Genomic DNA, 21,166 nt, shown 5'->3' with positions numbered 1-21,166 from the left:
CAAAAGATGACCGGGAGTGACGGGTACACGTCCGGAGGACGGTACCGCACCCGGGGCGGGAGCGGTACGGGTCCCGGGGTCGGATCGTGAGCGCGATGCCGGGGGCGGAGCGGGCGCGCGGCGCCGGGGCGGTCAGCGCGCGTCAGCCCGCGTCCGCCGGCGCCAGTCCGCGTCAGCCCGCGAAGAAGGACTTGGCCGCGATCAGTGCCCGCTCGTCGCGCAGCACGTCGCCCGGGCGGGTGCCGTTGCCGAGCAGCACGCCGCCCCAGCGCATCCGCATGTACTCGGCGGTCAGCCGGAGCGTGCCGATCAGCGGCTCGGCCTTGTCGTCCGATCCGCTGAGGGCGGTGACTCCCCACAGGGTGGCGCCGCCCATCCGGGTGCGGAAGTCCAGTCCGGGCACGCGGAGCCAGCCCGACCAGTGGTCGAGGTAGAGCTTGGCGCTGGTCGGCAGCGTGTACCAGTACAGCGGCGCGACGAGGACCAGGTCGGTGGCCGCCAGGGTGGCGTCCAGCAGGGTCCGCTCGTGGCCGACCGGGTCGGGGTAGCTGCCGTCGCCGTCGTGCCGCAGGTCCCGGAAGACGGGCAGCGGGTGCTCGTCGAGCCGCAGCCAGCGCTGCTCGGCCCCGGCCGGCAGGCTCGACTCGGCGGCCAGCCGCGCGAGTCGGGCGGAGTTGCCGTCGGTGCGCGCGCCGGCGTCGAGGAACAGGAAGCGGCGCGGCTCCCCGGCGCCGGACGGCTCGTCGAAGGACTGCTGGTCGGACGGCTGCTGGTCGGACATCGGATCTCCCCCGGGTCGCACGGCGCGGACGGGGGTGCGAGCACCCGGCCCACTCCGGTTATTCCGCGCCCGCGCCGCTGCGCGCGCCCTGGTCCTCGTCCCTGGCGCGTCCTTGGCCCATGCCCGCCCCTCCCCATGCCCGCCCCTCCCCATGACCCGTGCCCGCGCCCGCACCCGCACCCGCGCCGGGCCGTCGGCTACGCGGGCGGCCCGCCGGTCACTCCGGCAGTCCCGCCCGGCGGCGGGCGACGGCGGCGACCGCCGCCCAGTCCTTGTCGCCGTCGCCGTGCGCCAGCGCGTCCAGGAAGGCGTCCCGCAGGATGCTGCCGAAGGGCAGCGGCACGTGGCGGGCGGCCCCCGCCTCCAGCGCGAGGCCGACGTCCTTGAGCCCGAGCGGCAGCCGGAAGCCGGCCGGCTCGTACCGCCGCTCGGCCACCATCGCGCCGTAGCCGGAGTAGATCGGCCCGGGGAAGAGCGTGCTGGTGAGCATCTCGACCAGGTCGGTGGGCCGGACACCGTGGGCGTCGGCCAGACTGCACGCCTCGGCCAGCGACTCGATCGCGCAGGCCAGCAGGAAGTTGGTGCTGATCTTGGCGGTGTTGGCCTGCCGGGGGCTCTCGCCGAAGTGCCAGGTGCGCTGCCCCATCGCGGCGAACAGCGGCTCGGCCCTGGCCAGCAGGTCGGCGGCGCCCGCAGCGAGGATGTTCAGCCGGCCCTCGGCCGCGACCGGCGGCCGACCGAGGACGGGCGCGGCGACGTAGCCGATGCCGTGCTCGGCGTGCAGTGCCTCGGCCCGCTCGGCGAGCGCGAGAGAGACGGTGGCCATGTTGACGTGCAGGGTCGCCGTGGCGCCGGTCAGCAGGGCGGGGTCGAGCAGCAGGCGCTCGACCGCGTCGTCGTTGGCGAGCATGGAGACCACCGTGTCGGCGTCGAACACCTCCGCCAGCGAGTCGGCCGCCTGAGCGCCCTCGGCCACCAGGGCGGCCACCGGCTCGGGCGAGCGGTTCCAGACCCGTACGGTGTGACCGGCCCGCAGCAGGCTGCCGGCCATGCCCCGCCCCATCGAACCCAGCCCCACGAAGCCGACCGTCGTCCCGGTCATCCGCGCACTCCCGTCGCCGCTGTCGATCACTGCGGCCGACTGTACGTCAGGATGCGAACGGACCCCGGCCGGTCACGGCGCCCTGGCCGCTCGGAACGCCCGGGCCGGTCACTGCGCCCGGGGCCGGTCAGGCGCAGGCGCGCGCCGGCATCCGGGTGCGGTGCGCGGCGGCCCCGCGCTCCAGCTCGGCGATCACCCGGCCGCGCAGCAGCTCGTACTGGGCCTGCAGTCGGCCGGGACGGGCCGGGCGGGCGACCGGGCGGCCGGGGCCGACCAGCTCGTCCGGCCCGAACTGCTCGCGGGTGAGGTCGATCTCGAAGCCGGTGGCGAAACGGTTCCACCAGTGGAGATCGGTCCGGACCCCGTCGACGTGCACTTCGCCCATCATCAGCTCGCCGCCGAGCAGGTCGTGCACCACCATCGCCGTCACCCCGCACTGGCCGCGGGCGGGATTGTCGGGACGCCAGTGGGCCAGATCCTCGGGCGCACAGGTGTCGACACCCCAGGAGGAGCGGATCGCACGTTCGATGTCGTTGAGGGTCCACGCCGTCATACCGGGAAGCCTGCCACGCGGCACTGACAGCGGCAGCGGCTTTTCGAAGGGTCACCCCGTGTTCTGCGGCGACCCTCCCGGCGTTCACCCGAATGAGTCAATGAAACCGGCCGGTCGGCCATCCCGCGTCACGGGACGGCCGACCGGCCGGGCGTCACCCCGCCGACGGGGTGCGGGGTGAGGTCACCCCGCCGACGAGGCGACGGGGCGGGGAAGCGTCACTTCGCCAGCTCGGCGACGCCGGCCTGCGCGAACTGCTCGTCCAGGTCGCCGCTGGGCGCGCCCGCGACACCGACCGCCGCGACCGGAGCGCCCTTCGACTGCACCGGGGCGCCGCCGGCCAGGAACAGCGTGCCGGGGATGTCCTTGAGGTTCGGGGCCTGGGCCAGGCGCTTGGCCAGCTCCGAGGTCGGCGCGTTCCAGGAGACCGCCGTGAAGGCCTTGCGCTCGGCCGACTCCGGGGCCTGCGGGCCGGCGCCGTCGCCCTTCAGCAGCACGCGGGTGACACCGTCCCGGTCGACGACCGCGACCGACACGTGCTGGCCGGCCTTGGTCGCCGCGTCCAGGGCGGCCTGGGCGGCGCGGGTGGCGGCGTCGATGGTCAGGCCGGTGCTCTGGGCGAGGTTCTTGTTCTGCGTGTCGGCCTTCACCGCGGCCGGAGCCGCCGGGGTCTCGGTGGTCTCGGCGCTGGCCGAGACGGCGCCCACGGTGGCGGCGGCGATCGCGGCGGCGGCGACGGCGCCGGTCAGCACCCGGGTGCGCACGGAGGTCTTCTTCATGGTCCAGCTCCTCGACGGTTCTGCGGGGTGGTGCGGGGATCAGGGGGCGCCGGGCCGAGGCGGACCGCCCGGCGGTGTGCTCCGATCCTCCGTCCGGGACCGGGGCCGCCACATCGACGGTCCGGCGCGTGCGTCCGGGCATGATGGGGGACGGCGGCGTCAACCGATCGGCTGATGCGGGACCGGGCCGGACGGGTCACCATCGAGGGATCGGCGCAGGTCGGTACGGTCTGCCGCCCGCGCGCACCCGGTGCGCGGTCGGTGCCGGTGGGCAGCCCCCGCGCCGCCCGGACCGCGCGCCACCCGGACCGCGCGCCGCCCGTCCGACCAGGAGCCACCCGTGCCGCAGCCCCGCCCCGCCGCCGGCCGGCCCGGCAGTGTCGGCCTGCCCGGTACCGCCGGCCGCGACGCCGGCGATCCGGACGCGGGCCGGCTGGCGGTGCTGCTGGACTCCGCCTTCGTGGTCCTGCTCGCCGCCTCGCTCAACCGCTACCTCAGCCACCACTCCGGCAGCCCCCAGGCGCCCTGGGTGATCGGGCTGAGCGCCGCCCTGGCCGTCGCCCAGCCGGCCGGCTCCTGGCTCGACCACCACCGTCCGACCGCGTCGGGCCGGCGCCGCAGGTGGCCGCTGGGACTGGTGGTCACGCTCTGGGTGGTGCTGGTGCTGCTCGCCCCGAGCTTCGCCTGGTGCGCCGTCCCGTTGATCTACACCGCCCTGCGGGCGCTGCCCGCAAGGGCCGCGATCCCGCTGGTCGGCGCACTGACCCTGCTGGTGGTGATCGCCGAGATCCGGCTCCCCGGCGGGGTGGACGCCACCCTCGTCCTGCTGCCGCCCACGGTCGCCGCGCTCGGCACCGGCGTCTTCCTCTTCATGGCCCGGCAGGCCGACCGGCAGCGCGCGCTGATCACCGACCTGGTCCGCACCCGGCGCGAACTCGCCGCCACCGAACGGCGCGAGGGCACCCTGGCCGAGCGCGAGCGGCTGGCCGTGGAGATCCACGACACCCTGGCGCAGGGCCTGTCCAGCCAGCAGATGCTGCTGCAGGCCGCCGACCGCACCTGGGACACCGATCCGGCGACCGCCCGCACCCACGTCCGGACCGCCGCCGAGGTGACCGCCCGCAACCTCGCCGAGGCCCGCCGCTTCGTCCACGACCTCGCGCCGGCCGAGCTCGCCGAGGGCCGCACCCTCGACGGGGCGCTGCGGGCGCTGGCCGGGCGGGAGTCCGCCGAGAGCGGCCTGCCGGTCCGCTTCCACCTGGACGGCGCGCCGGTACCGCTGCCCACCGCCGCGCAGTCCGCGCTGCTGCGGATCGCCCAGGGGGCGCTGGCCAACGTCCGCGAGCACGCCGGGGCCTCGACCGCGGCGATCACGCTGTCCTTCCTCGGCGACCAGGCCGTCCTGGACATCGCGGACGACGGGCTGGGCTTCGACCCGGAGGCCGCGGGCACCGGGGGCGGCCGCGGGTACGGACTGCCCGCGATGCGCGCCCGGCTGCGCCAGTTGGGTGGCACGCTGACCGTGGAGAGCACCCCCGGCGAGGGCACCGTCGTCTCCGCCGTGATCCCCCTGGAGCACCGATGAACGCGCGAACCGAAGTCCTCGACCGACGCGGCGACGTCGACGAACTCGACGAACTCGACGACCTCAGCGACGTCGACGAACTCGACCGACTCGGCAACGTGGACGAACTCGACGACCTCCGCGGCACGGTGAGCGCATGAGCAGCGGCGCGCCGGCCCGTACCGCTCCCGTCCGGCTGCTGGTCTGCGACGACCACGCGGTGGTCCGGGCCGGTCTGCTCGCCCTGCTCGCCAGCGCGGGCGACATCGAGGTGGTCGGCGAGGCCAGCACCGGGGAGGAGGCCGTCGCGCTGGCCGCCCGGCTGACGCCGCAGGTGGTGCTGATGGACCTCCAACTCGGAGACGGAATCGACGGCGTGGAGGCCACCCGGCGGATCACCGCCACTCCGGGCGGTCCGCACGTCCTGGTGCTCACCACGTACGACACCGACGCCGACATCACCCGGGCGATCGCCGCCGGCGCCACCGGCTACCTGCTGAAGGCCGAGCGGCCGGAGGAGCTGTTCGCCGCCGTGCACGCGGCCGCGCAGGGCCGGACGGTGCTCTCGCCGCCGGTCGCCTCCCGGGTGATGGCCCAGATGCGGGCACCCGCGCCGCAGCTGACCGACCGTGAGCTGGACATCCTCGAACAGCTGGCGCAGGGGCTGGGCAACCGGGAGATCGCGCGGGCGCTGTTCATCAGCGAGGCCACGGTGAAGACGCATCTCGGGCGGATCTACGACAAGTTGGGCGTGGACACCCGGGCGGGTGCGGTGGCAGTGGCCAAGGAGCGCCGGCTGCTGCGCTGAGCGCTCGCGCGGTGCCGCTGCGTGCTGCCATGATGCTCGGAATGTCGGATTCCGTCCCGACGTGTGTGCGGCACGCGGCCCGGCCCGGCGCGCGCGGCCGTCGGCCGATGCGCCTGACGGGCCCACAACCGCCTGCTCCGGAGCCTTTCGGGCCGGTCCGGGACGATCGCCACAATGTGGATGTTTCGTGGATTCCACTATTGACAAACCAACCACGCGGTTTGTTAGCGTGAGACCAACGACGTCCCCGGGGGTGGGGACCTGCCGGGGCCTGTGCGGACCGCTCTCGCCGGAGAGTGGGGCCAGGGGGGCCGGCGGGGCTTGCCGGGGTGTCGGGGGGAGCGGCGACGCCGAAGCCGCGCGACGAGGCGGCGTGGAGCGAGTCCGGGGGGACTCGCTCCACGCCTCCCCCGATCCCCTTGCCGCGGCGGACTACGCCAGCGCGCTCCAGTACGGGCAACACACGGACGGCACCGGCGCCGAGCCGCGGCCACCGTCCCCCGCCGGCGCCGGGAGTTGCTCCGAGCGGGCCACCCCGGGCGAGCTCGCGGTCAGTCCGGCCTCGCCCAACTCCCCGAAGCAGAGCGCCAGTCGATAGCCGTCCCGGGTGGTCGCGGCCACCCCCGGGCAGTACGGGTCGGCGTTCAGCGAGGTGATCGTCAGGCCGCGCCGCCGCCAGTGCCGCTCCACCACTCCGACCAGCACCGACCGCCGGGGCAGCGAGACGACCGTGAGGATGTCCCGACCCCGGGTGACGTACCAGAGCACCGCCGGCTCACGCCCCGGCTTCGGCAGCCGCGCGCCCGACCGGGGCGGTGCCTCCTGCCAGGCGGGAGACGGGTCGATGGCGTCCACGGTGTCCTGGAGCAGCGTCTCGCAGCGTTCTGCGGCACCGAGTTGATCGACCGTCACCCCGGGCTCCGGCCCCGACCACCACCAGGCGGGCACGGCCGGCGCGCCACCGGGGCGCCCACCCGGGCATCCGACGTTGAGTTCGGCACCACCTGACTGCACAGGGCCCTCCGTACTCCTCCCGGCGTTCAACCCGGGCTGGGATTCCGTCACTGCTTGGACGGCGGACGGGTACGGACAGTTCCATCCCCCACCGTTTCCACACCTCAAAGTGCACTGCACGGTGCAGTTGCATCAATGCTCTGCACTGTGTAGTTTACTTCTCGTGCCGCCGACGGGAACAGCCCGCCGCCCACCGGCACCACCGACTCCGAGAGGAACCCGACATGCCCACCATCACCGTCGACACCGCCCGCATCCCCTACCGCGTCGTCGGCGACGGCCCCGACACCCTCGTCCTGGTCCACGGCACCGGCCCCGGCTCCGGCATGTGGGACGGCCTGCTGGACTCCTTCACCGACCGCTACACCGTGCTGCTGCCCGACCTCTCCGGCAGCGAGGCCGCCGAGGACGACGGCTCCCCGCTGACCCTGGAGACCCTCGCCACCCAGGTCAACGCCGTGATCGACGACGCCGGGCGCGGCCCCGCCGACGTCTTCGGCTTCTCGCTCGGCGCCGTCGTCGCCACCGCGGCCGCCGCCCAGCGCCCCGACCAGGTCCGCCGCCTGGTCGCCGCCGCCGGCTGGATCAGCGCCGAACAGGACGAGTACATGCGCCTGTCCATGGCCACCTGGCTGTCCCTCGCCGACAACCCGGCCGCGTTCGGCGGCTACGCCACCCTCACCGCCTTCAGCCGCGGCTTCCTCGACCGGATCGGCCGCGAGGCGGTCGAGGCCAACGCCGCCTACATGCAGCCGACTCCCGGCACCCTGCGGCACGTCGCCCTCGACCTCGACCTGGACCTCACCCCGCTGCTGCCCCACGTCCAGGCCCCCGCCCTGGTGGTCGGCTGCACCCAGGACGCCACCGTCCCGGTGCAGAACCCGCGGCGCCTGCACGCCGCCCTCCCGGGCAGCGTCTACGCCGAGTTCGACACCGGCCACATCGTGTTCGCCGAGGAGGGCGAGGCGTTCGTCAAGACCGTCCGGGAGTTCCTCGACGCCGCATGAGCGGCGCGCAGCGGGCGGATGACACCGGGCGGGGGACAGGGTCACCGGGCGGCGGGCAGGAATTGGGAGCACACCGCCGCCCGGGAGACAAGCCCCTGATCAAAACGGCTGATTAGCGCGCATGGTGATTGGAATCAAATTGACTGAACGTCAACTTTCAAGGTGAGACTGCTTCGTAATCTTCATTGGCAAGGAGTCCACCATGCGCATACTCTTCACCGGCCCCGCCGCGGCCGGTCACCTCTTCCCGATGGTCCCGACCGCCCAGGCGTTGCGCGCCGCCGGGCACGAGGTCCTGTTCGCCTGCGGGCAGCCGCTCGACCAGCTCCGCAGCGCGGGCTTCCCGATCGTCGAGATCGGCGACGGCAGGAGCCTGCGGGAACTGTTCGAGGAGCGCCTCGAAGGCAAGATCCAGTACGTCTCCCCGGACAAGCCGCAGGAAGAGATCTTCGACATGGCGGCCGCGATCTTCGCGCACGCCTCCCGCCCCGGCGTCGACGGGCTGCTGGAGGCCGCCACCGACTGGGGCGCCGACCTGCTCGTCCACGACTCCTTCCAGGCCGCCGCACCGCTGGTCGCGACCCTGCTCAAGATCCCGTCGGTGATCAACAACTTCGGGGTCAGCGCGGGCCTCCCGATGAGCGACCTGCTCGCCTCCCACTTCACCGACGTCTACGAGCGGCACGGCCTGGCCGGCCCGGCCGCCTCCACCGCGCTCAACGTCGGCCCGCTCGGCGGCGACCCGGACGGCCTGCCGATGCGCTACATCCCCTACAACGGCGGCGGCGTCGTCCCGACCGAGTTCCTCCGCCCCGCCGACCGCCCGCGGATCGTCGTCACCCTGGGCACCGTCCTCGCCGAGCTCGACGGCGTCCGGGCGGTCGTCCGCCTGGTCGAGGCCGCGGCCGAGGTGGACGCCGACTTCTCGCTCGCCGTCGGCGGAGCCGACCTCGCCCCGCTCGGCACCCTGCCCGACAACGTCCGCGGCCTGCCCTGGGTCCCGCTGAACGAACTGCTCAACCGCGCCGACGCGCTGATCCACCACGGCGGCTCGGGCACCATGCTGACCGCCCTCCAGGCCGGCCTGCCCCAGCTGCTCCTCCCCCAGGGCGCGGACCACTTCATCAACACCGAGGCCCTCACCGCGACCGGCGCCGCCCTGAGCTCGGCTTCCGACGCCGTGGACACCGCCCTCCTCGACCGCCTCATCACCGACCAGGGCCTCCGCGACACCGCCCACCGGCTCCGCGCCGAGAACGCCGCCCTCCCCACCCCGACCGCCCTCGTCCCCACCCTCGAAGCGCTCGCCAACCGCTGAGCCGGCGCCCGACCGAACCCGACAGTCCGGCCTCCGAGGGGGCGGCCGGGCTGTCGCCCCGGCCCGCCCTGCTCAGCCCTCGACGCGGTGACCGGCCGAGCGGAGCACCTCCACCGCCCCGGCGAGCCGCTCCGCGGGCACCAGCACCAGGTCCGCGTTGAACGTCGACGCCACGAAGACCGGCACCCCGGCCGCCGCCAACGGCGCGAGGAGCCGCGACAGCACACCCGGCAGGTCGAGCCCGTGGGCCTCGTCGCCGCTGTACAGCGCCCTCCAGCGCTCGACGGACGCACCGTCCACCCGCTCGTCCACCACACGCACCACGGTCAGCCCCTCGGGCGCCCGGACCAGCGAGATCCACGCCGACGCCAGGGCAGACGCCTCATCGGCCGGCCGCTCGACGCACAGGGCCTCGGGAAGAACGCGCAGCTGCTGCGAGGTCGCATCGGTCACCCGCCGATCCTAGGACGCACACCCACCCCCGACCGGGCTTTCCCCGGAACCGCCCCCACGCGGACGACAGCAGAAGGCCACCTGTTCGGGCTGTTCCTACCGGTGCAGGCGTACCCGCATACGGTGCTCCCCGGCTGACGGGCGCCCCGGCCGCACTTCAGCCGGCCGACGCAGGATCGCTCCCGCGTCGGCGGACTGAAGCGCGGTCAGCACCGCGCGGGTGCGCGGGTTCCGCCCGTGGGACGTCGGATCGCCACCGTGGCTGTGAGGACGGCGAGATGCCGCGTCACACACCACCCATGGCGCAAGCGGCTTCGAGGGCGATGAGACGGTTGGCGAGGGCGCGCGCCGGACCGGTGAGGCCCTTGAGGACTTCCCGGGCGTACGGGCTCCGGGGGTGGTGAGCGAGCTCCTGGACGGCGCTCCAGGCTTCGGCGATGCCGGCCAGGCCCTGCTGGATCTGGCGGATGGCGTCGTGGCGCTGGGCGAGGTACTGCTCCGCGCGCTCGTGGGCGTGGCGCCAGTCGGTGTCGCCGCGTTCGGCGGCCCGGGCGAAGGAGGGCTCGGTGTCGCCGTCGGCGAGGCGGATGGCGTCGATCTCCTCGACGCGCCTGCGGAGGTGTTCCTCCTCGTGCCGGGCGTCGAGGGCCGCAGTGGCCTCGGTGAGGGCGAGGTGACCGGTGATGACCTGCTCGGCGAGGTCAGGGGCCTGCCGACGCAGCCGTGCGTGCTGGGCGAGGAGGGCCTTGGCATCGGCCTTGCGTCTACGGGCGGTGGTGTAGGCGGCGTTCAGGGAAAGGGTGCCGGCGCGGACCTGTTCGGCGAGGTCGGGGGCGTGTTCGAGCACGGTGGTGGCGATGGACAGGCGGGTGAGGTTGATGCCGTGGCGGGCGATGGCGGAGGGGAAGGAGTGCTGTGAGAGCGAGCGCGCCATCGCGGTGATCATGGCGCGCTGGCCGGGGTTGGTGTTCCGGCGGTGACGGTTGGCGGACACGACCAGGCCGACCGGGTCGTCGCCCTGATAGATGGTGAAACGGACTTCGACGTCGGCCAGTTCGCAGGCCGCGACGCGGTTGCGGCCGTCCAGGAGGACACCGTCCTCGTCCAGGACGACGGGCTCGGTCAGACCGTTGGACTCGATGTCCTCGGCGAGGTCGAGGAGTTCGTCGGGGCCGAGCATCGGGAACAGGGCGGTGACGGGGTGGACGTCCACGGCGGGGAGCTCCTTGATCAGGATGGGTGTTGGGGCAGAAGACGCCGCAAAGGTGCATATGGTTCAGCGCCCGCACCCGTCGGCCCCGGCCGGCGCCGGCAGTGTCGGCAGCGGGCCGAGACCTGCGAGGGCACCAACGCCGCCGCAGTCGCCATCCGAAGATCCGAAAACACCCGCAATGGGGCGGCTGCGGTTCCAGGAGCGTTCCGGCCCGGATCCGGCGCCCGGCCTGGCGGCCCGCTGGCCCGGATCCGGCGCAGCGGGCCCGGACCGGTCCGGACAACGCAAAAGGCCCAGGTCGTTGACCTGGGCCTTTACTGCTGGAGCGGGCGACGAGAATCGAACTCGCGCTCTAAGCTTGGGAAGCTCATGTTCTACCATTAAACTACGCCCGCCTGATGAGCCGTCAGAGACCGCTCGATCCAGTGCCACTGTACCCCATCCGTGACTGCGGTTGCACGAGGGATCCGGGGGCGCGGCGGAGCGGGGTGGGGGCGGGTCCGGAGGCGTACTGTGTGGGCCGCGTACGAGCGCTCCGGCGGGCGGGGTCGGGGGCGGCGAGCCACGGCGAGGAATGTCCGGAACATCCCCTAATGTGACGCTGTCCCGGGGCTCGGCCGCCGGGGCGCGCGAGTACGGGTGAGTACTGGGTTAGGGATGGGAAGGGGATCGATGGAGCAGCGCGCCGTCGTTCGTTGTGCCGAGGGGCACCTGTTCAGCACCACCACGTTCCCGATGCAGAACCTCGGTCCGGGCCGGCTCGGTCCCGGGCGGTTGATCCGCTGTCCGCAGTGCGGACGGCTGCGGAGTTCGGTGCTGGCCGACGTGCGGGAGCTGTCGGAGCCGCAACTGGCGCAGGCGATGCGGCTGGAGGCCGCGGAGTTCCTGGCCTGACGGTCGGCGGTAGGACCAGGAGGACGCAGTGGGGCCCCGGGCGGATTCGTCCGGGGCCCTTTCTTGCACGTAACCTCGAAGCGTGCTGCTCTCTGACAAGGACATCCGGACCGAAATCGACCTGGGCCGGGTCGTCATCGACCCGTTCGACCCGTCGATGATCCAGCCGTCGAGTATCGACGTGCGCCTCGACCGCTTCTTCCGCGTGTTCGAGAACCACAAGTACCCGCACATCGACCCCTCGGAGGAGCAGCCGGACCTGACCCGGCTGGTCGAGCCGGAGGGCGACGAGGCGTTCATCCTGCACCCGGGCGAGTTCGTGCTGGCCTCGACGTACGAGGTCATCTCGCTGCCCGAGGACGTGGCCTCCCGCCTGGAGGGCAAGTCGAGCCTGGGCCGGCTGGGCCTGCTCACCCACTCCACGGCCGGCTTCATCGACCCCGGCTTCAGCGGCCACGTGACGCTGGAGCTGTCGAACGTCGCGACGCTGCCGATCAAGCTGTACCCCGGCATGAAGATCGGGCAGCTCTGCCTGTTCCGCCTCTCCTCGCCGTCGGAGCACCCGTACGGCTCGGAGCGCTACGGCTCGCGCTACCAGGGCCAGCGCGGCCCGACGCCGTCCCGCTCGTACCTGAACTTCCACCGCAGCGCGGTCTGAGCACACGGCGGGGACCCAGCGGTCCTGGCGGTCCCAGCAGTCCAGACGGAGCTGCGGGACCTGCCGGACCTGCCGGACCCAGCAGAGCGCGCACGCAGGCCGGGCGGCCACCCCTCGGGCGAGGGGTGGCCGCCCGCGGCGTTCTCAGGCCCGCTTGGGGCTGGTGACGGCGACCAGCTCGGTGCCGTCCTCGGACAGCCGCAGCTCGGTGCGCAGCTCGGCCAGCTCGCCCAGGTGGTGCAGGTGGGTTCCGCCGCAGAAGATCTGCGCGCCGCCCTCGGGCAGCTCGCAGTGCCACTGGCGGCGGGCGGTGAGCTCGGGGCCGGGGACCTCGATGCGGACCGGGGCGTCGGCGGCGACCCAGGCGGCGAGCCGGGCGTTGACGTCCTCGGTGAGGGCGGGCAGGGCGTCGGCCAGGGCGGGGAACTCCTCGGTGGCGTCCGCCGTGAAGCCCTTCTTCTTCAGCGACTTGCCGAGCCGGTAGGTGTCGGTGCTGGCCTGGGTGTCCATGACCGAGCTCGCCATGGCGAGGCTGTCGAAGTCCGGGTTGCCGAAGGCGTCCGAGCGGCCCGGGTCCTTGCGCCAGCGCGGGGCGAGCGCGGCGTTGAGGGCGAGGGCGAGCAGGTGGCAGCCGCTGTGCGAGGCGCTGAGGGCGCCCCGGCGGTCGGCGTCGACGGCGAGCGCCGCGGTGCGGCCGACGATGTCACCGGGGTCGGTGTCGAGGACGTGCAGGACCAGCCAGGACCACTCCTCGTCGCCGCGCCGGACCGGGATGTCGGCGCCGACCAGCAGCGCGTCGTCGTCCGGGCCGACCGCGCCGGTCAGGCAGTCGACCACGGCCAGCTCGGTGCCGTCCACGGTCAGGGTGCCGAGGTCGGCGGGCTGGTCGGGCCAGGTGTGGTCGAGCGGGTGGAACGGGGTCGCGCCGGTCACGACGGCGTACCGGCCGTCGGCCAGCGGGTGCACCGCGAGCACCGGGGACTCGCCGGTCACCGCCCCGGCCGGGAAGCTGACGTGGGTGGTGGGGAGGGTCATGCCTGGCTCCGGTGGACGTGGGGCGAAGAGGGTGGACGGGCCCCGGCGCTCGGCCGCGGCCCGTCCACCATTCTGCCCTTCGCCCGTCAGCCCAGCGTCGGCAGCTTGATCAGCACCAGCAGGGCGAGCAGCTGCAGCGCCGCGGCGCCGGCCGCCTTGCCCCAGGGCAGGTCGTGCAGCCGGCGGACCATGCCGGTCAGCAGGAACGCGCAGAGCGCCCAGGTCGCCCAGCCGACGACCTGGACGACGGCGCTGCCGGAGGGCAGCACCAGGGCGAGCAGCAGCCGGGGCGCGTCGGTCAGCCAGCCGATCAGCGCGGCCAGGCCGACCGTCGCCTTCCACGGGCCGTCGCCGCCGAGCTGGCGGGCCAGGGCGTAGGTGACCCCGCCGAAGACCGCGCCGGCCACGGTGAAGCCGACGGCGGCGGCGAGGATGCCGGTCAGCGCCACGGTGAAGGTGGAGTTGACGATGTCGTCGTGGGTCAGCCCGATGCCGAGCACCGCGAGCGCCCCGTACAACAGCGAGACGGTGAGGGCGGGCAGCCAGACCTGGTGGTCGCGGGTGCGGTCGAACATCGCGGTCGGGCTGCGGAAGAGGCCGACGAACAGCTCGCGCCACTGCGGCCGGGGGCCGGTCGCCTGTGGGGCGGACTGGCCGCCGGCCCGGTAGACGGCGACGTTGTCCTGGCCGTACGGCGGCTGCTGCTGCTCGTACGCCCGGTGCTCGTACGGCGGCTGCTGCCCGTAGCCGTCGGGGGCGTACCCGTCGGGCGGATACTGCCCGTACTGCCCCTGGTCCGGGTGGTGCCCCTGGTCGTAGTAGCCCTGGTGCGGCGGTTCCTGCCCGTACGGGCCGCCGCCCGCGTACGGGGCGCCCGTCGGGAAGGCGCGGGTGCTCCCGGGCCGGTCGGCCGCGTACGGGTCGTACCCGTCGTCGGCCGTGCCCCCCGGTCCGCCTGCGGTTCCCGGGTGCGGAGCCGTGAAGTACTCCGGCCCGTCCGTCCGCCCGTGCCCCCCGGGCGCCCCCGCCGGCGGCGGTGGGGCCGACCACCCGCCGTGCGGACGGTCGGCGCCCTGACCGCTGTCGTATCGATTACCAGCCACGCTCTGAAGGTACCCGTCCGGCCCAACGCGCGTCGGCCCCGGACGGGGCCGGGGCCGGTTTGCAGCGAGGCTGAGACGAACGGGGCCGAAAGCCGCCCCCGCCCCACCCGTGGGCGGACGACCGGACGACCGGGCGAACCGGACGGCCGAAGGGCGGCGGGGCTCCCGCGGAGCCGGTGCTACCGCTGCGCGGTGACCGACGGCCCGTGCACCGCCGCCGCCGCGCTGGTGCCGGCCGGGCAGCCGCCCGGGCCGGCCGAGGTGCGGACGGCGCCGACCGGCAGCAGGGTGCCGCAGGCGATCCGGATGCCGTTCGGCAGCTCGTTGTCCGACTCCACGATCGCGCCGTCGCCGATCACCGCGCCGTCCAGCGCCGAGCGGTCGCCGATGGTCGCGAAGGCGCCCACGATCGAGTCCTTGACCAGGGTGTCCGGGCCGATCACCGCGCCGGGCAGGATGACGCTGCCCTCGACGATCGCGCCGGCCTCGACCACCGCGTCCTCGGCGACCACGCTGCCCCCGCTGAGCACCGCGCCCGGGTGGACGGTGGCGCCGGGCAGCAGCAGGGCGTCGCCGGTCGGACCGGGGACGGCCGGGGAGTCGACCTTGCCGAGCACCAGGTCGGCCGAGCCGCGGACGAACGCGGCCGGGGTGCCGAGGTCCAGCCAGTACGAGGTGTCGACCACGCCGCGCAGCAGGGCGCCGGTGGCCAGCAGCTCGGGGAAGGTCTCGCGCTCGACGGACACCTCGCGGCCGGCCGGGATGCGGTCGATCACGGACCGGGTGAAGACGTAGCAGCCGGCGTTGATCTGGTCGGTGACGATCTGCTCCGGGGTCTCCGGCTTCTCCAGGAACTCCAGCACCCGGCCGTTCTCGTCGGTCGGGACGAGGCCGAAGGCGCGCGGGTCCTCGACCCGGGTGAGGTGCAGGGTGACGTCGGCCCCGGCGGCCACGTGGCCGTCGCGCAGGGCGGCGATGTCCAGGCCGGAGAGGATGTCGCCGTTGAAGACCAGGACCGGCTCGTCGGGGCCGCAGGTCAGGCCGGAGGCGGCGTTGCGGATGGCCCCGCCGGTGCCCAGCGGTTCGCGCTCGGTCAGGTAGACCAGCTCGATGCCGTACGGCGTGCCGTCCTGGAAGTGGTCCTCGAACACCTCGGCCAGGTACGAGGTGGCCAGCACGACGCGGGTGACGCCGGCGGCGGCCGCACGGGCCAGCTGGTGCGCGATGAACGGGACGCCTGCCACCGGCAGCATGGGCTTGGGGGTGTGGGTGGTCAGCGGACGCAGTCGCGTGCCCTTACCACCGACCAGCATGATCGCCTCGGTCATGGTCTGCGCTGTTCCCCTTGTGGTCTCTGCGGCCCGGCCCGGCGGCCGGTGCCTCCGTCGGTGTTCTGGAGTCGGTGTTCTGGAATCGGTGTTCTGCAGTCGGTCTTCCCGACCCGTCCGGCCGGCGCGGGTCGGCACCCGTCCGGCCTTGTGTCCGGCGCGGGTCGACCGGCACGGAGCCGGTCCGGCGCCTACTGTATTTCCTTCCAACCGAATGCCCGTCCGGCGCCTGTGCGACGGAGATCACTCGCCGCCCGCGGCCGGTGTCGCCGCGCGCCTCGGCAACGACCCAAAAGCCCGGCCCGGTGGGCGCGTTGGCGGCGTCCACCGGGCCGGGCAGTTGTAGCAGAACTGTCGAACAGCGGGCTTTCGGCCGGTGGACTGCTAGGCGTCCACCGTCGCGGGCCGCTCCTCGGCCTCGGCCGGCGGGGTGGCCTTCACCGAGTCGAGCAGCAGCTGGGCCACGTCGACCACCTTCAGGTTCTCCTTGGCCGCGCCCTCGTTCTTCTTGCCGTTCACCGAGTCGGAGAGCATCACCAGGCAGAACGGGCAGGCGGTGGAGACGATGTCGGGGTTGAGCGACAGCGCCTCGTCCACGCGCTCGGTGTTGATCCGCTTGCCGATGCGCTCCTCCATCCACATCCGGGCACCGCCGGCGCCGCAGCAGAAGCCGCGCTCCTTGTGGCGGTGCATCTCCTGCTGGCGCAGACCCGGGACCTTGTCCATGATCTCGCGCGGCGGGCTGTAGACCTTGTTGTGGCGGCCCAGGTAGCAGGGGTCGTGGTAGGTGATCAGGCCCTCGACCGGGTTGACCGGGACGAGCTTGCCCTCGTCGATCAGGTGCTGCAGCAGCTGGGTGTGGTGGATCACCTCGAAGTGCCCGCCGAGCTGCGGGTACTCGTTGGCGATGGTGTTGAAGCAGTGCGGGCAGGTGGCCACGATCCGCTTGGTCGGGGCGTCCTCCAGCGCGGCGTTCAGCGTCTCGACGTTCTGCGCGCCGAGCATCTGGAAGAGGAACTCGTTGCCCAGGCGGCGCGGGGAGTCACCGGTGCAGGTCTCCTCCTTGCCGAGGATGGCGAACTTCACGCCCGCGGTGTGCAGCAGCTCGGCGAAGGCCTTGGTGGTCTTCTTGGCGCGGTCCTCCAGGGCGCCGGCGCAGCCGACCCAGTAGAGGTACTCGACCTCGGCGGGGTCGATGTCCTCGCCGATCACCGGCACCTCGATGCCGGTCTCCTTCTTGAGCTCCTTGACCCAGTCCAGGCGCGCCTTGGTGGCCAGGCCCCACGGGTTGCCCTTGTTCTCCAGGTTCTTGAGCATCGTCCCGGCCTCGGTCGGGAAGTTGCTCTCGATCATCACCTGGTAGCGGCGCATGTCGACGATGTGGTCGACGTGCTCGATGTCCACCGGGCACTGCTCGACGCAGGCGCCGCAGGTGGTGCAGGACCACAGGACGTCCGGGTCGATGACGCCGTTCTCCTCGGCGGTGCCGATCAGCGGGCGCTCGGCCTCGGCCAGGGCCGCCGCCGGGACGTCCTTCAGCTGCTCGGAGGTGGCCTGCTCGTTGCCCTCCATGTCCTTGCCGCCGCCGGCCAGCAGGTACGGGGCCTTGCCGTAGGCGTGCTCGCGCAGGCTCATGATCAGCAGCTTCGGCGAGAGCGGCTTGCCGGTGTTCCAGGCCGGGCACTGCGACTGGCAGCGGCCGCACTCGGTGCAGGTGGAGAAGTCGAGGATGCCCTTCCAGGAGAAGTGCTCGACCTGGGAGACGCCGAAGACGGCGTCGTCGGCCGGGTCCTCGAAGTCGATCGGCTGACCGTTGCTGGTCATCGGACGGAGCTCGCCGAGCGCGGTGCCGCCGTCCTCCTCGCGCTTGAAGTAGATGTTGAAGAAGCCGAGGAACCGGTGCCAGGCGACACCCATCGAGGGGTTGAGGCCGATGGTGGTCGCCCACGCGAACGAGATGCAGATCTTCAGCATCGCGAACAGGTAGATCAGGTTCTCCAGCGTGCCGTGCGACAGCCCGCTGAGGGCGGTGACGAGCGGGTACGAGACCAGGTGCTCCGGACCGTACGAGTCGACGCCGTTGAGGGCGCCCTCCAGCGCGCGCAGCATCAGGATGCAGAGGCCGATGCCGAGGATCGTGTACTCGACGTAGAAGGCCTGCCAGGCGATCGAGCCGGCGAAGCGGGACTTGCGGCCGGAGCGCGACGGCAGGCTCATCAGCCGGATCACGATCAGGACCAGGATGCCCAGCGTGGTCAGGGTGCCGACGAGCTCGACGAAGAGCTGCCAGATCATCCAGTGGCCGATGATCGGCAGCGCGAAGTCGGCGTCGAACAGCTGGCCGAAGGCGTTGACGATGGTCAGCACCAGGCTGAAGAAGCCGACGGCGACGAACCAGTGGGCGATGCCCACGATCCCCCAGCGGTTCATCCTGGTGTGACCGACGAATTCGGTCGCGACGGTCTTCACCCGCTGGGCGGGCTGCCCGAAGCGGGTGGAGTCCTGCGCACCGGTGCGCACCACCTTGTAGATGTACAGCGCCGCACGGGCGGCGAGCGCGGTGCCGATCACGAACGTGACCAGCGAGATGACGATCGCTGCTAGCTGCATCGGCTCTCCGTCTCCTGCGGCTTTGCGGTTGAGCAGTCTCTGTGTTCCACGGTTGTCGGCTTCGATTGTACTGGTGGGTAACTTGCCGGGCCGACGGCCCGGACATTACCGGTCGCTAACACTTCTCCAGAAGATTCCCAAGCTATGGCGGCAGTCACGCGGTCGCAGCCGCGCCACGACGGGGCGCCGCCCGCCGTCCGGGCGGACCGGCGCCCCGCCGGCCCGGACCGGCCCCGCAACGGCCCCGCAACGGCCCCGCCGCGCAGTGACGCTCAGCAAAGTTGAGCGACACCCGCTCATGGCTGTTGACGCTACCCGTCGGGTCATGCATCCTTGAGCCTGTAAAGCTCAACTCTTCCGTGGAGGTATCTACGATGGCACGCGCGGTCGGCATCGACCTCGGCACGACGAACTCGGTCGTCAGCGTTCTGGAGGGTGGCGAGCCCACCGTCATCACGAACGCCGAGGGCGCTCGGACCACGCCGTCCGTCGTCGCCTTCGCGAAGAACGGCGAGGTCCTGGTCGGCGAGGTGGCCAAGCGCCAGGCGGTCACCAACGTCGACCGCACCATCCGCTCGGTCAAGCGCCACATGGGCACCGGGTGGAAGATCAACATCGACGGCAAGGACTTCAACCCGCAGCAGATCTCGGCCTTCGTGCTGCAGAAGCTGAAGCGCGACGCCGAGGCGTACCTGGGCGAGACCGTCACCGACGCCGTCATCACCGTCCCGGCGTACTTCAACGACTCCGAGCGCCAGGCCACCAAGGAGGCCGGTGAGATCGCGGGCCTCAACGTCCTGCGCATCGTCAACGAGCCGACCGCGGCCGCCCTCGCGTACGGCCTCGACAAGGACGACCAGACGATCCTGGTCTTCGACCTCGGCGGCGGCACCTTCGACGTCTCCCTCCTGGAGATCGGCGACGGGGTCGTCGAGGTGAAGGCCACCAACGGTGACAACCACCTCGGTGGTGACGACTGGGACCAGCGCGTCGTCGACCACCTGGTCAAGGTCTTCCAGTCCGGCCACGGCGTCGACCTGTCCAAGGACAAGATGGCCCTGCAGCGTCTGCGCGAGGCCGCCGAGAAGGCCAAGATCGAGCTGTCCTCGTCCTCCGAGACCTCGATCAACCTGCCGTACATCACGGCCTCCGCCGAGGGCCCGCTGCACCTGGACGAGAAGCTCACCCGGGCCCAGTTCCAGCAGCTGACCGCGGACCTGCTGGAGCGTTGCAAGGTCCCGTTCCACAACGTCATCAAGGACGCCGGCATCTCGCTCTCCGAGATCGACCACGTCGTCCTCGTCGGCGGCTCGACCCGCATGCCGGCCGTCGCCGAGCTCGTCAAGGAGCTGACCGGCGGCCAGGACGCCAACAAGGGCGTCAACCCGGACGAGGTCGTCGCCATCGGCGCCGCGCTCCAGGCCGGTGTCCTCAAGGGCGAGGTCAAGGACGTCCTCCTGCTGGACGTCACCCCGCTGTCCCTCGGCATCGAGACCAAGGGCGGCATCATGACCAAGCTGATCGAGCGCAACACCACGATCCCGACCAAGCGCTCCGAGATCTTCACCACGGCCGAGGACAACCAGCCGTCCGTGCAGATCCAGGTCTACCAGGGCGAGCGCGAGATCGCCGCGTACAACAAGAAGCTCGGCATGTTCGAGCTGACCGGCCTGCCGCCGGCGCCGCGCGGCCTGCCGCAGATCGAGGTCACCTTCGACATCGACGCCAACGGCATCATGCACGTCGGCGCGAAGGACCTCGGCACCGGCAAGGAGCAGAAGATGACCGTCACCGGCGGCTCCTCGCTGCCGAAGGACGAGGTCGACCGCATGCGCCGCGAGGCCGAGCAGTACGCGGAGGACGACCACAAGCGCCGCGAGGCCGTCGAGACCCGCAACTCCGCCGAGCAGCTCGTCTACTCGACCGAGAAGTTCATCGCGGACAACTCCGACAAGCTCCCCGCCGACGTCAAGACCGAGGTCGAGACCGCCATCGGCGAGCTCAAGGAGGCCCTGAAGGGCGAGGACATCGCGAAGATCCGCGAGGCCTCGGAGAAGGTCTCCACCACCGCGCAGAAGCTCGGCCAGGCGCTGTACGCCAACGCCGACGCCACCGCCGGTGCGGCCGGTGCCGGTGACTCCGCCCAGGCCAAGGCCGAGGACGACGTCGTCGACGCCGAGATCGTGGACGACGAGAAGCCCAAGGGCGGTGCGTCGGCATGACGGACAAGCCGCAGGGCGGCAAGCCCGGCGACGACTCCGCCGCCGAGGAGGCCGTGATCAAGGCCGCCGAGGAAGCCGCGGCGGCCGGTGCCGCCGAGGGCGCCTCGGAGGAGCTCGCCACCGCCAAGCGCGAACTGGCCGAGCGCACCGGCGACCTGCAGCGTCTGCAGGCCGAGTACCAGAACTACCGCAAGCGGGTCGAGCGCGACCGGCTGACCGTCCGCGAGATCGCGGTCTCCAACATCCTGGAGTCCCTGATCCCGGTCCTGGACGACATCGGCCGCGCCCGCGAGCACGGCGAGGTCACCGGCGGCTTCAAGTCCGTCTCCGACTCGCTGGAGACGGTCGTCGCCAAGCTGGGCCTGCAGCAGTTCGGCAAGGAGGGCGAGCCCTTCGACCCGACCATGCACGAGGCGCTGATGCACAGCTACTCCTCGGACGTCACCGAGGACACCTGCGTCCAGATCCTCCAGCCCGGTTACCGCATCGGCGAGCGGATCATCCGCCCGGCGATGGTCGCCGTCGCGGAGCCCCAGCCGGGCAGCCAGACGGCCGCCGACACCGACGCCAAGTCGGGCGACGCGGACAAGTCCGACGGTGGCTCGGACAGCTGACAACCTGTGACAGCTGACAACCAGTGCGCTGCGGAGTCGTACGCCGGCCAGTACGGCGGCCGGCTCCGCAGCGCGCTGTCAACGGCGTTGCGTTCTGCTGCTGTTGACAG

At 72.6% G+C, this 21,166-nt stretch carries 19 protein-coding genes, 1 tRNA gene and 1 pseudogene; 9 read left to right on the top strand and 12 right to left on the bottom strand.

Features of this window, described 5'->3' with window-relative positions; all coding sequences use genetic code 11:
• Nucleotides 1-172: 172 nt before the first annotated feature.
• The 4 genes from ACZ7KX_RS10735 to ACZ7KX_RS10720 form a co-directional block, all read right to left on the bottom strand.
• A complete protein-coding gene (locus ACZ7KX_RS10735) occupies nt 173-781 on the bottom strand; it encodes a flavodoxin family protein (protein WP_470326154.1) in 609 nt (202 codons plus the stop codon).
• 217 nt (nt 782-998) lie between these two features.
• The gene (locus ACZ7KX_RS10730; RefSeq protein ID WP_470326153.1) at nt 999-1,913 is read right to left on the bottom strand and encodes an NAD(P)-dependent oxidoreductase; all 915 of its coding nucleotides are present in this window, start codon (nt 1,911-1,913) and stop codon (nt 999-1,001) included.
• 97 nt (nt 1,914-2,010) lie between these two features.
• A complete protein-coding gene (locus ACZ7KX_RS10725; protein ID WP_350519671.1) occupies nt 2,011-2,436 on the bottom strand; it encodes a YunG family protein in 426 nt (141 codons plus the stop codon).
• Nucleotides 2,437-2,654: 218 nt separating this feature from the next.
• On the bottom strand, nt 2,655-3,215 hold the full coding sequence (locus ACZ7KX_RS10720) for a GlcG/HbpS family heme-binding protein (protein WP_350519670.1): 561 nt from the start codon (nt 3,213-3,215) through the stop codon (nt 2,655-2,657).
• 340 nt (nt 3,216-3,555) lie between these two features.
• On the opposite strand from ACZ7KX_RS10720, the gene ACZ7KX_RS10715 reads away from it, so the two are divergent.
• From ACZ7KX_RS10715 to ACZ7KX_RS10705, 3 genes are read left to right on the top strand one after another with little or no spacing between them, the layout of a single operon-like run.
• Nucleotides 3,556-4,800 (top strand): sensor histidine kinase, encoded by a 1,245-nt coding sequence (locus tag ACZ7KX_RS10715; protein ID WP_470326152.1) that lies wholly within the window; start codon nt 3,556-3,558, stop codon nt 4,798-4,800.
• Nucleotides 4,797-4,940: a hypothetical protein gene (locus ACZ7KX_RS10710; RefSeq protein WP_470326151.1), complete on the top strand. Its 144-nt coding sequence runs from the start codon at nt 4,797-4,799 to the stop codon at nt 4,938-4,940. Before ACZ7KX_RS10715 ends, ACZ7KX_RS10710 begins: the two co-directional genes overlap by 4 nt.
• Nucleotides 4,937-5,587 (top strand): response regulator, encoded by a 651-nt coding sequence (locus tag ACZ7KX_RS10705; protein WP_470326150.1) that lies wholly within the window; start codon nt 4,937-4,939, stop codon nt 5,585-5,587. Before ACZ7KX_RS10710 ends, ACZ7KX_RS10705 begins: the two co-directional genes overlap by 4 nt.
• 432 nt (nt 5,588-6,019) lie before the next feature.
• Here ACZ7KX_RS10705 and ACZ7KX_RS10700 read toward each other — a convergent pair whose 3' ends face one another.
• Nucleotides 6,020-6,499, bottom strand: a complete 480-nt coding sequence (locus ACZ7KX_RS10700; RefSeq protein WP_470326149.1) for a hypothetical protein — start codon at nt 6,497-6,499, stop codon at nt 6,020-6,022.
• Between the two features lie 326 nt (nt 6,500-6,825).
• On the opposite strand from ACZ7KX_RS10700, the gene ACZ7KX_RS10695 reads away from it, so the two are divergent.
• Complete coding sequence (locus ACZ7KX_RS10695) at nt 6,826-7,608, top strand: alpha/beta fold hydrolase (RefSeq protein ID WP_350519667.1); 783 nt, start codon at nt 6,826-6,828, stop codon at nt 7,606-7,608.
• 202 nt (nt 7,609-7,810) lie between these two features.
• A complete protein-coding gene (locus tag ACZ7KX_RS10690; protein WP_470326148.1) occupies nt 7,811-8,926 on the top strand; it encodes a nucleotide disphospho-sugar-binding domain-containing protein in 1,116 nt (371 codons plus the stop codon).
• Between the two features lie 72 nt (nt 8,927-8,998).
• Here ACZ7KX_RS10690 and ACZ7KX_RS10685 read toward each other — a convergent pair whose 3' ends face one another.
• The 3 genes from ACZ7KX_RS10685 to ACZ7KX_RS10675 all read right to left on the bottom strand — a co-directional run bounded on the left by ACZ7KX_RS10685 (nt 8,999) and on the right by ACZ7KX_RS10675 (nt 10,987).
• Complete coding sequence (locus tag ACZ7KX_RS10685) at nt 8,999-9,379, bottom strand: ACT domain-containing protein (protein ID WP_470326147.1); 381 nt, start codon at nt 9,377-9,379, stop codon at nt 8,999-9,001.
• Between the two features lie 286 nt (nt 9,380-9,665).
• Complete coding sequence (locus ACZ7KX_RS10680; protein ID WP_470326146.1) at nt 9,666-10,592, bottom strand: hypothetical protein; 927 nt, start codon at nt 10,590-10,592, stop codon at nt 9,666-9,668.
• 321 nt (nt 10,593-10,913) lie between these two features.
• Nucleotides 10,914-10,987, bottom strand: a tRNA-Gly gene (locus tag ACZ7KX_RS10675).
• Between the two features lie 277 nt (nt 10,988-11,264).
• Here ACZ7KX_RS10675 and ACZ7KX_RS10670 point away from each other — a divergent pair.
• Nucleotides 11,265-11,486, top strand: coding sequence for a hypothetical protein (locus ACZ7KX_RS10670; RefSeq protein WP_030056617.1), 222 nt, complete (start codon nt 11,265-11,267; stop codon nt 11,484-11,486).
• Between the two features lie 82 nt (nt 11,487-11,568).
• Nucleotides 11,569-12,144, top strand: a complete 576-nt coding sequence (gene dcd, locus ACZ7KX_RS10665; protein ID WP_350519663.1) for a dCTP deaminase — start codon at nt 11,569-11,571, stop codon at nt 12,142-12,144.
• A 144-nt stretch (nt 12,145-12,288) separates the two neighbouring features.
• Here dcd and ACZ7KX_RS10660 read toward each other — a convergent pair whose 3' ends face one another.
• The 4 genes and pseudogenes from ACZ7KX_RS10660 to ACZ7KX_RS10645 all read right to left on the bottom strand — a co-directional run bounded on the left by ACZ7KX_RS10660 (nt 12,289) and on the right by ACZ7KX_RS10645 (nt 18,220).
• Nucleotides 12,289-13,179, bottom strand: a complete 891-nt coding sequence (locus tag ACZ7KX_RS10660) for an alanyl-tRNA editing protein (RefSeq protein WP_350519662.1) — start codon at nt 13,177-13,179, stop codon at nt 12,289-12,291.
• A gap of 86 nt (nt 13,180-13,265) precedes the next feature.
• Nucleotides 13,266-14,282: a YIP1 family protein gene (locus ACZ7KX_RS10655; protein WP_470326145.1), complete on the bottom strand. Its 1,017-nt coding sequence runs from the start codon at nt 14,280-14,282 to the stop codon at nt 13,266-13,268.
• 254 nt (nt 14,283-14,536) lie between these two features.
• Nucleotides 14,537-15,610 (bottom strand): annotated as a pseudogene (gene manB, locus ACZ7KX_RS10650) (mannose-1-phosphate guanylyltransferase); the annotation flags it as partial.
• Between the two features lie 384 nt (nt 15,611-15,994).
• Nucleotides 15,995-18,220, bottom strand: coding sequence for a (Fe-S)-binding protein (locus ACZ7KX_RS10645; protein WP_350519660.1), 2,226 nt, complete (start codon nt 18,218-18,220; stop codon nt 15,995-15,997).
• Nucleotides 18,221-18,594: 374 nt separating this feature from the next.
• Between ACZ7KX_RS10645 and dnaK the strand changes: the two genes are divergently transcribed.
• Nucleotides 18,595-20,442, top strand: a complete 1,848-nt coding sequence (dnaK, locus tag ACZ7KX_RS10640; RefSeq protein ID WP_470326144.1) for a molecular chaperone DnaK — start codon at nt 18,595-18,597, stop codon at nt 20,440-20,442.
• Nucleotides 20,439-21,056 carry a nucleotide exchange factor GrpE gene (gene grpE, locus ACZ7KX_RS10635; protein WP_350519658.1) on the top strand — a complete coding sequence of 206 codons (618 nt, stop codon included), beginning with the start codon at nt 20,439-20,441 and terminating at the stop codon, nt 21,054-21,056. Before dnaK ends, grpE begins: the two co-directional genes overlap by 4 nt.
• Nucleotides 21,057-21,166: the final 110 nt, after the last annotated feature.

The sequence above is a fragment of the Kitasatospora sp. NPDC038210 genome (genome assembly GCF_055600605.1).
The sequence above is the reverse complement of the archived record's forward strand: the minus strand, read 5'-3'. Positions and strand labels throughout refer to the sequence as shown.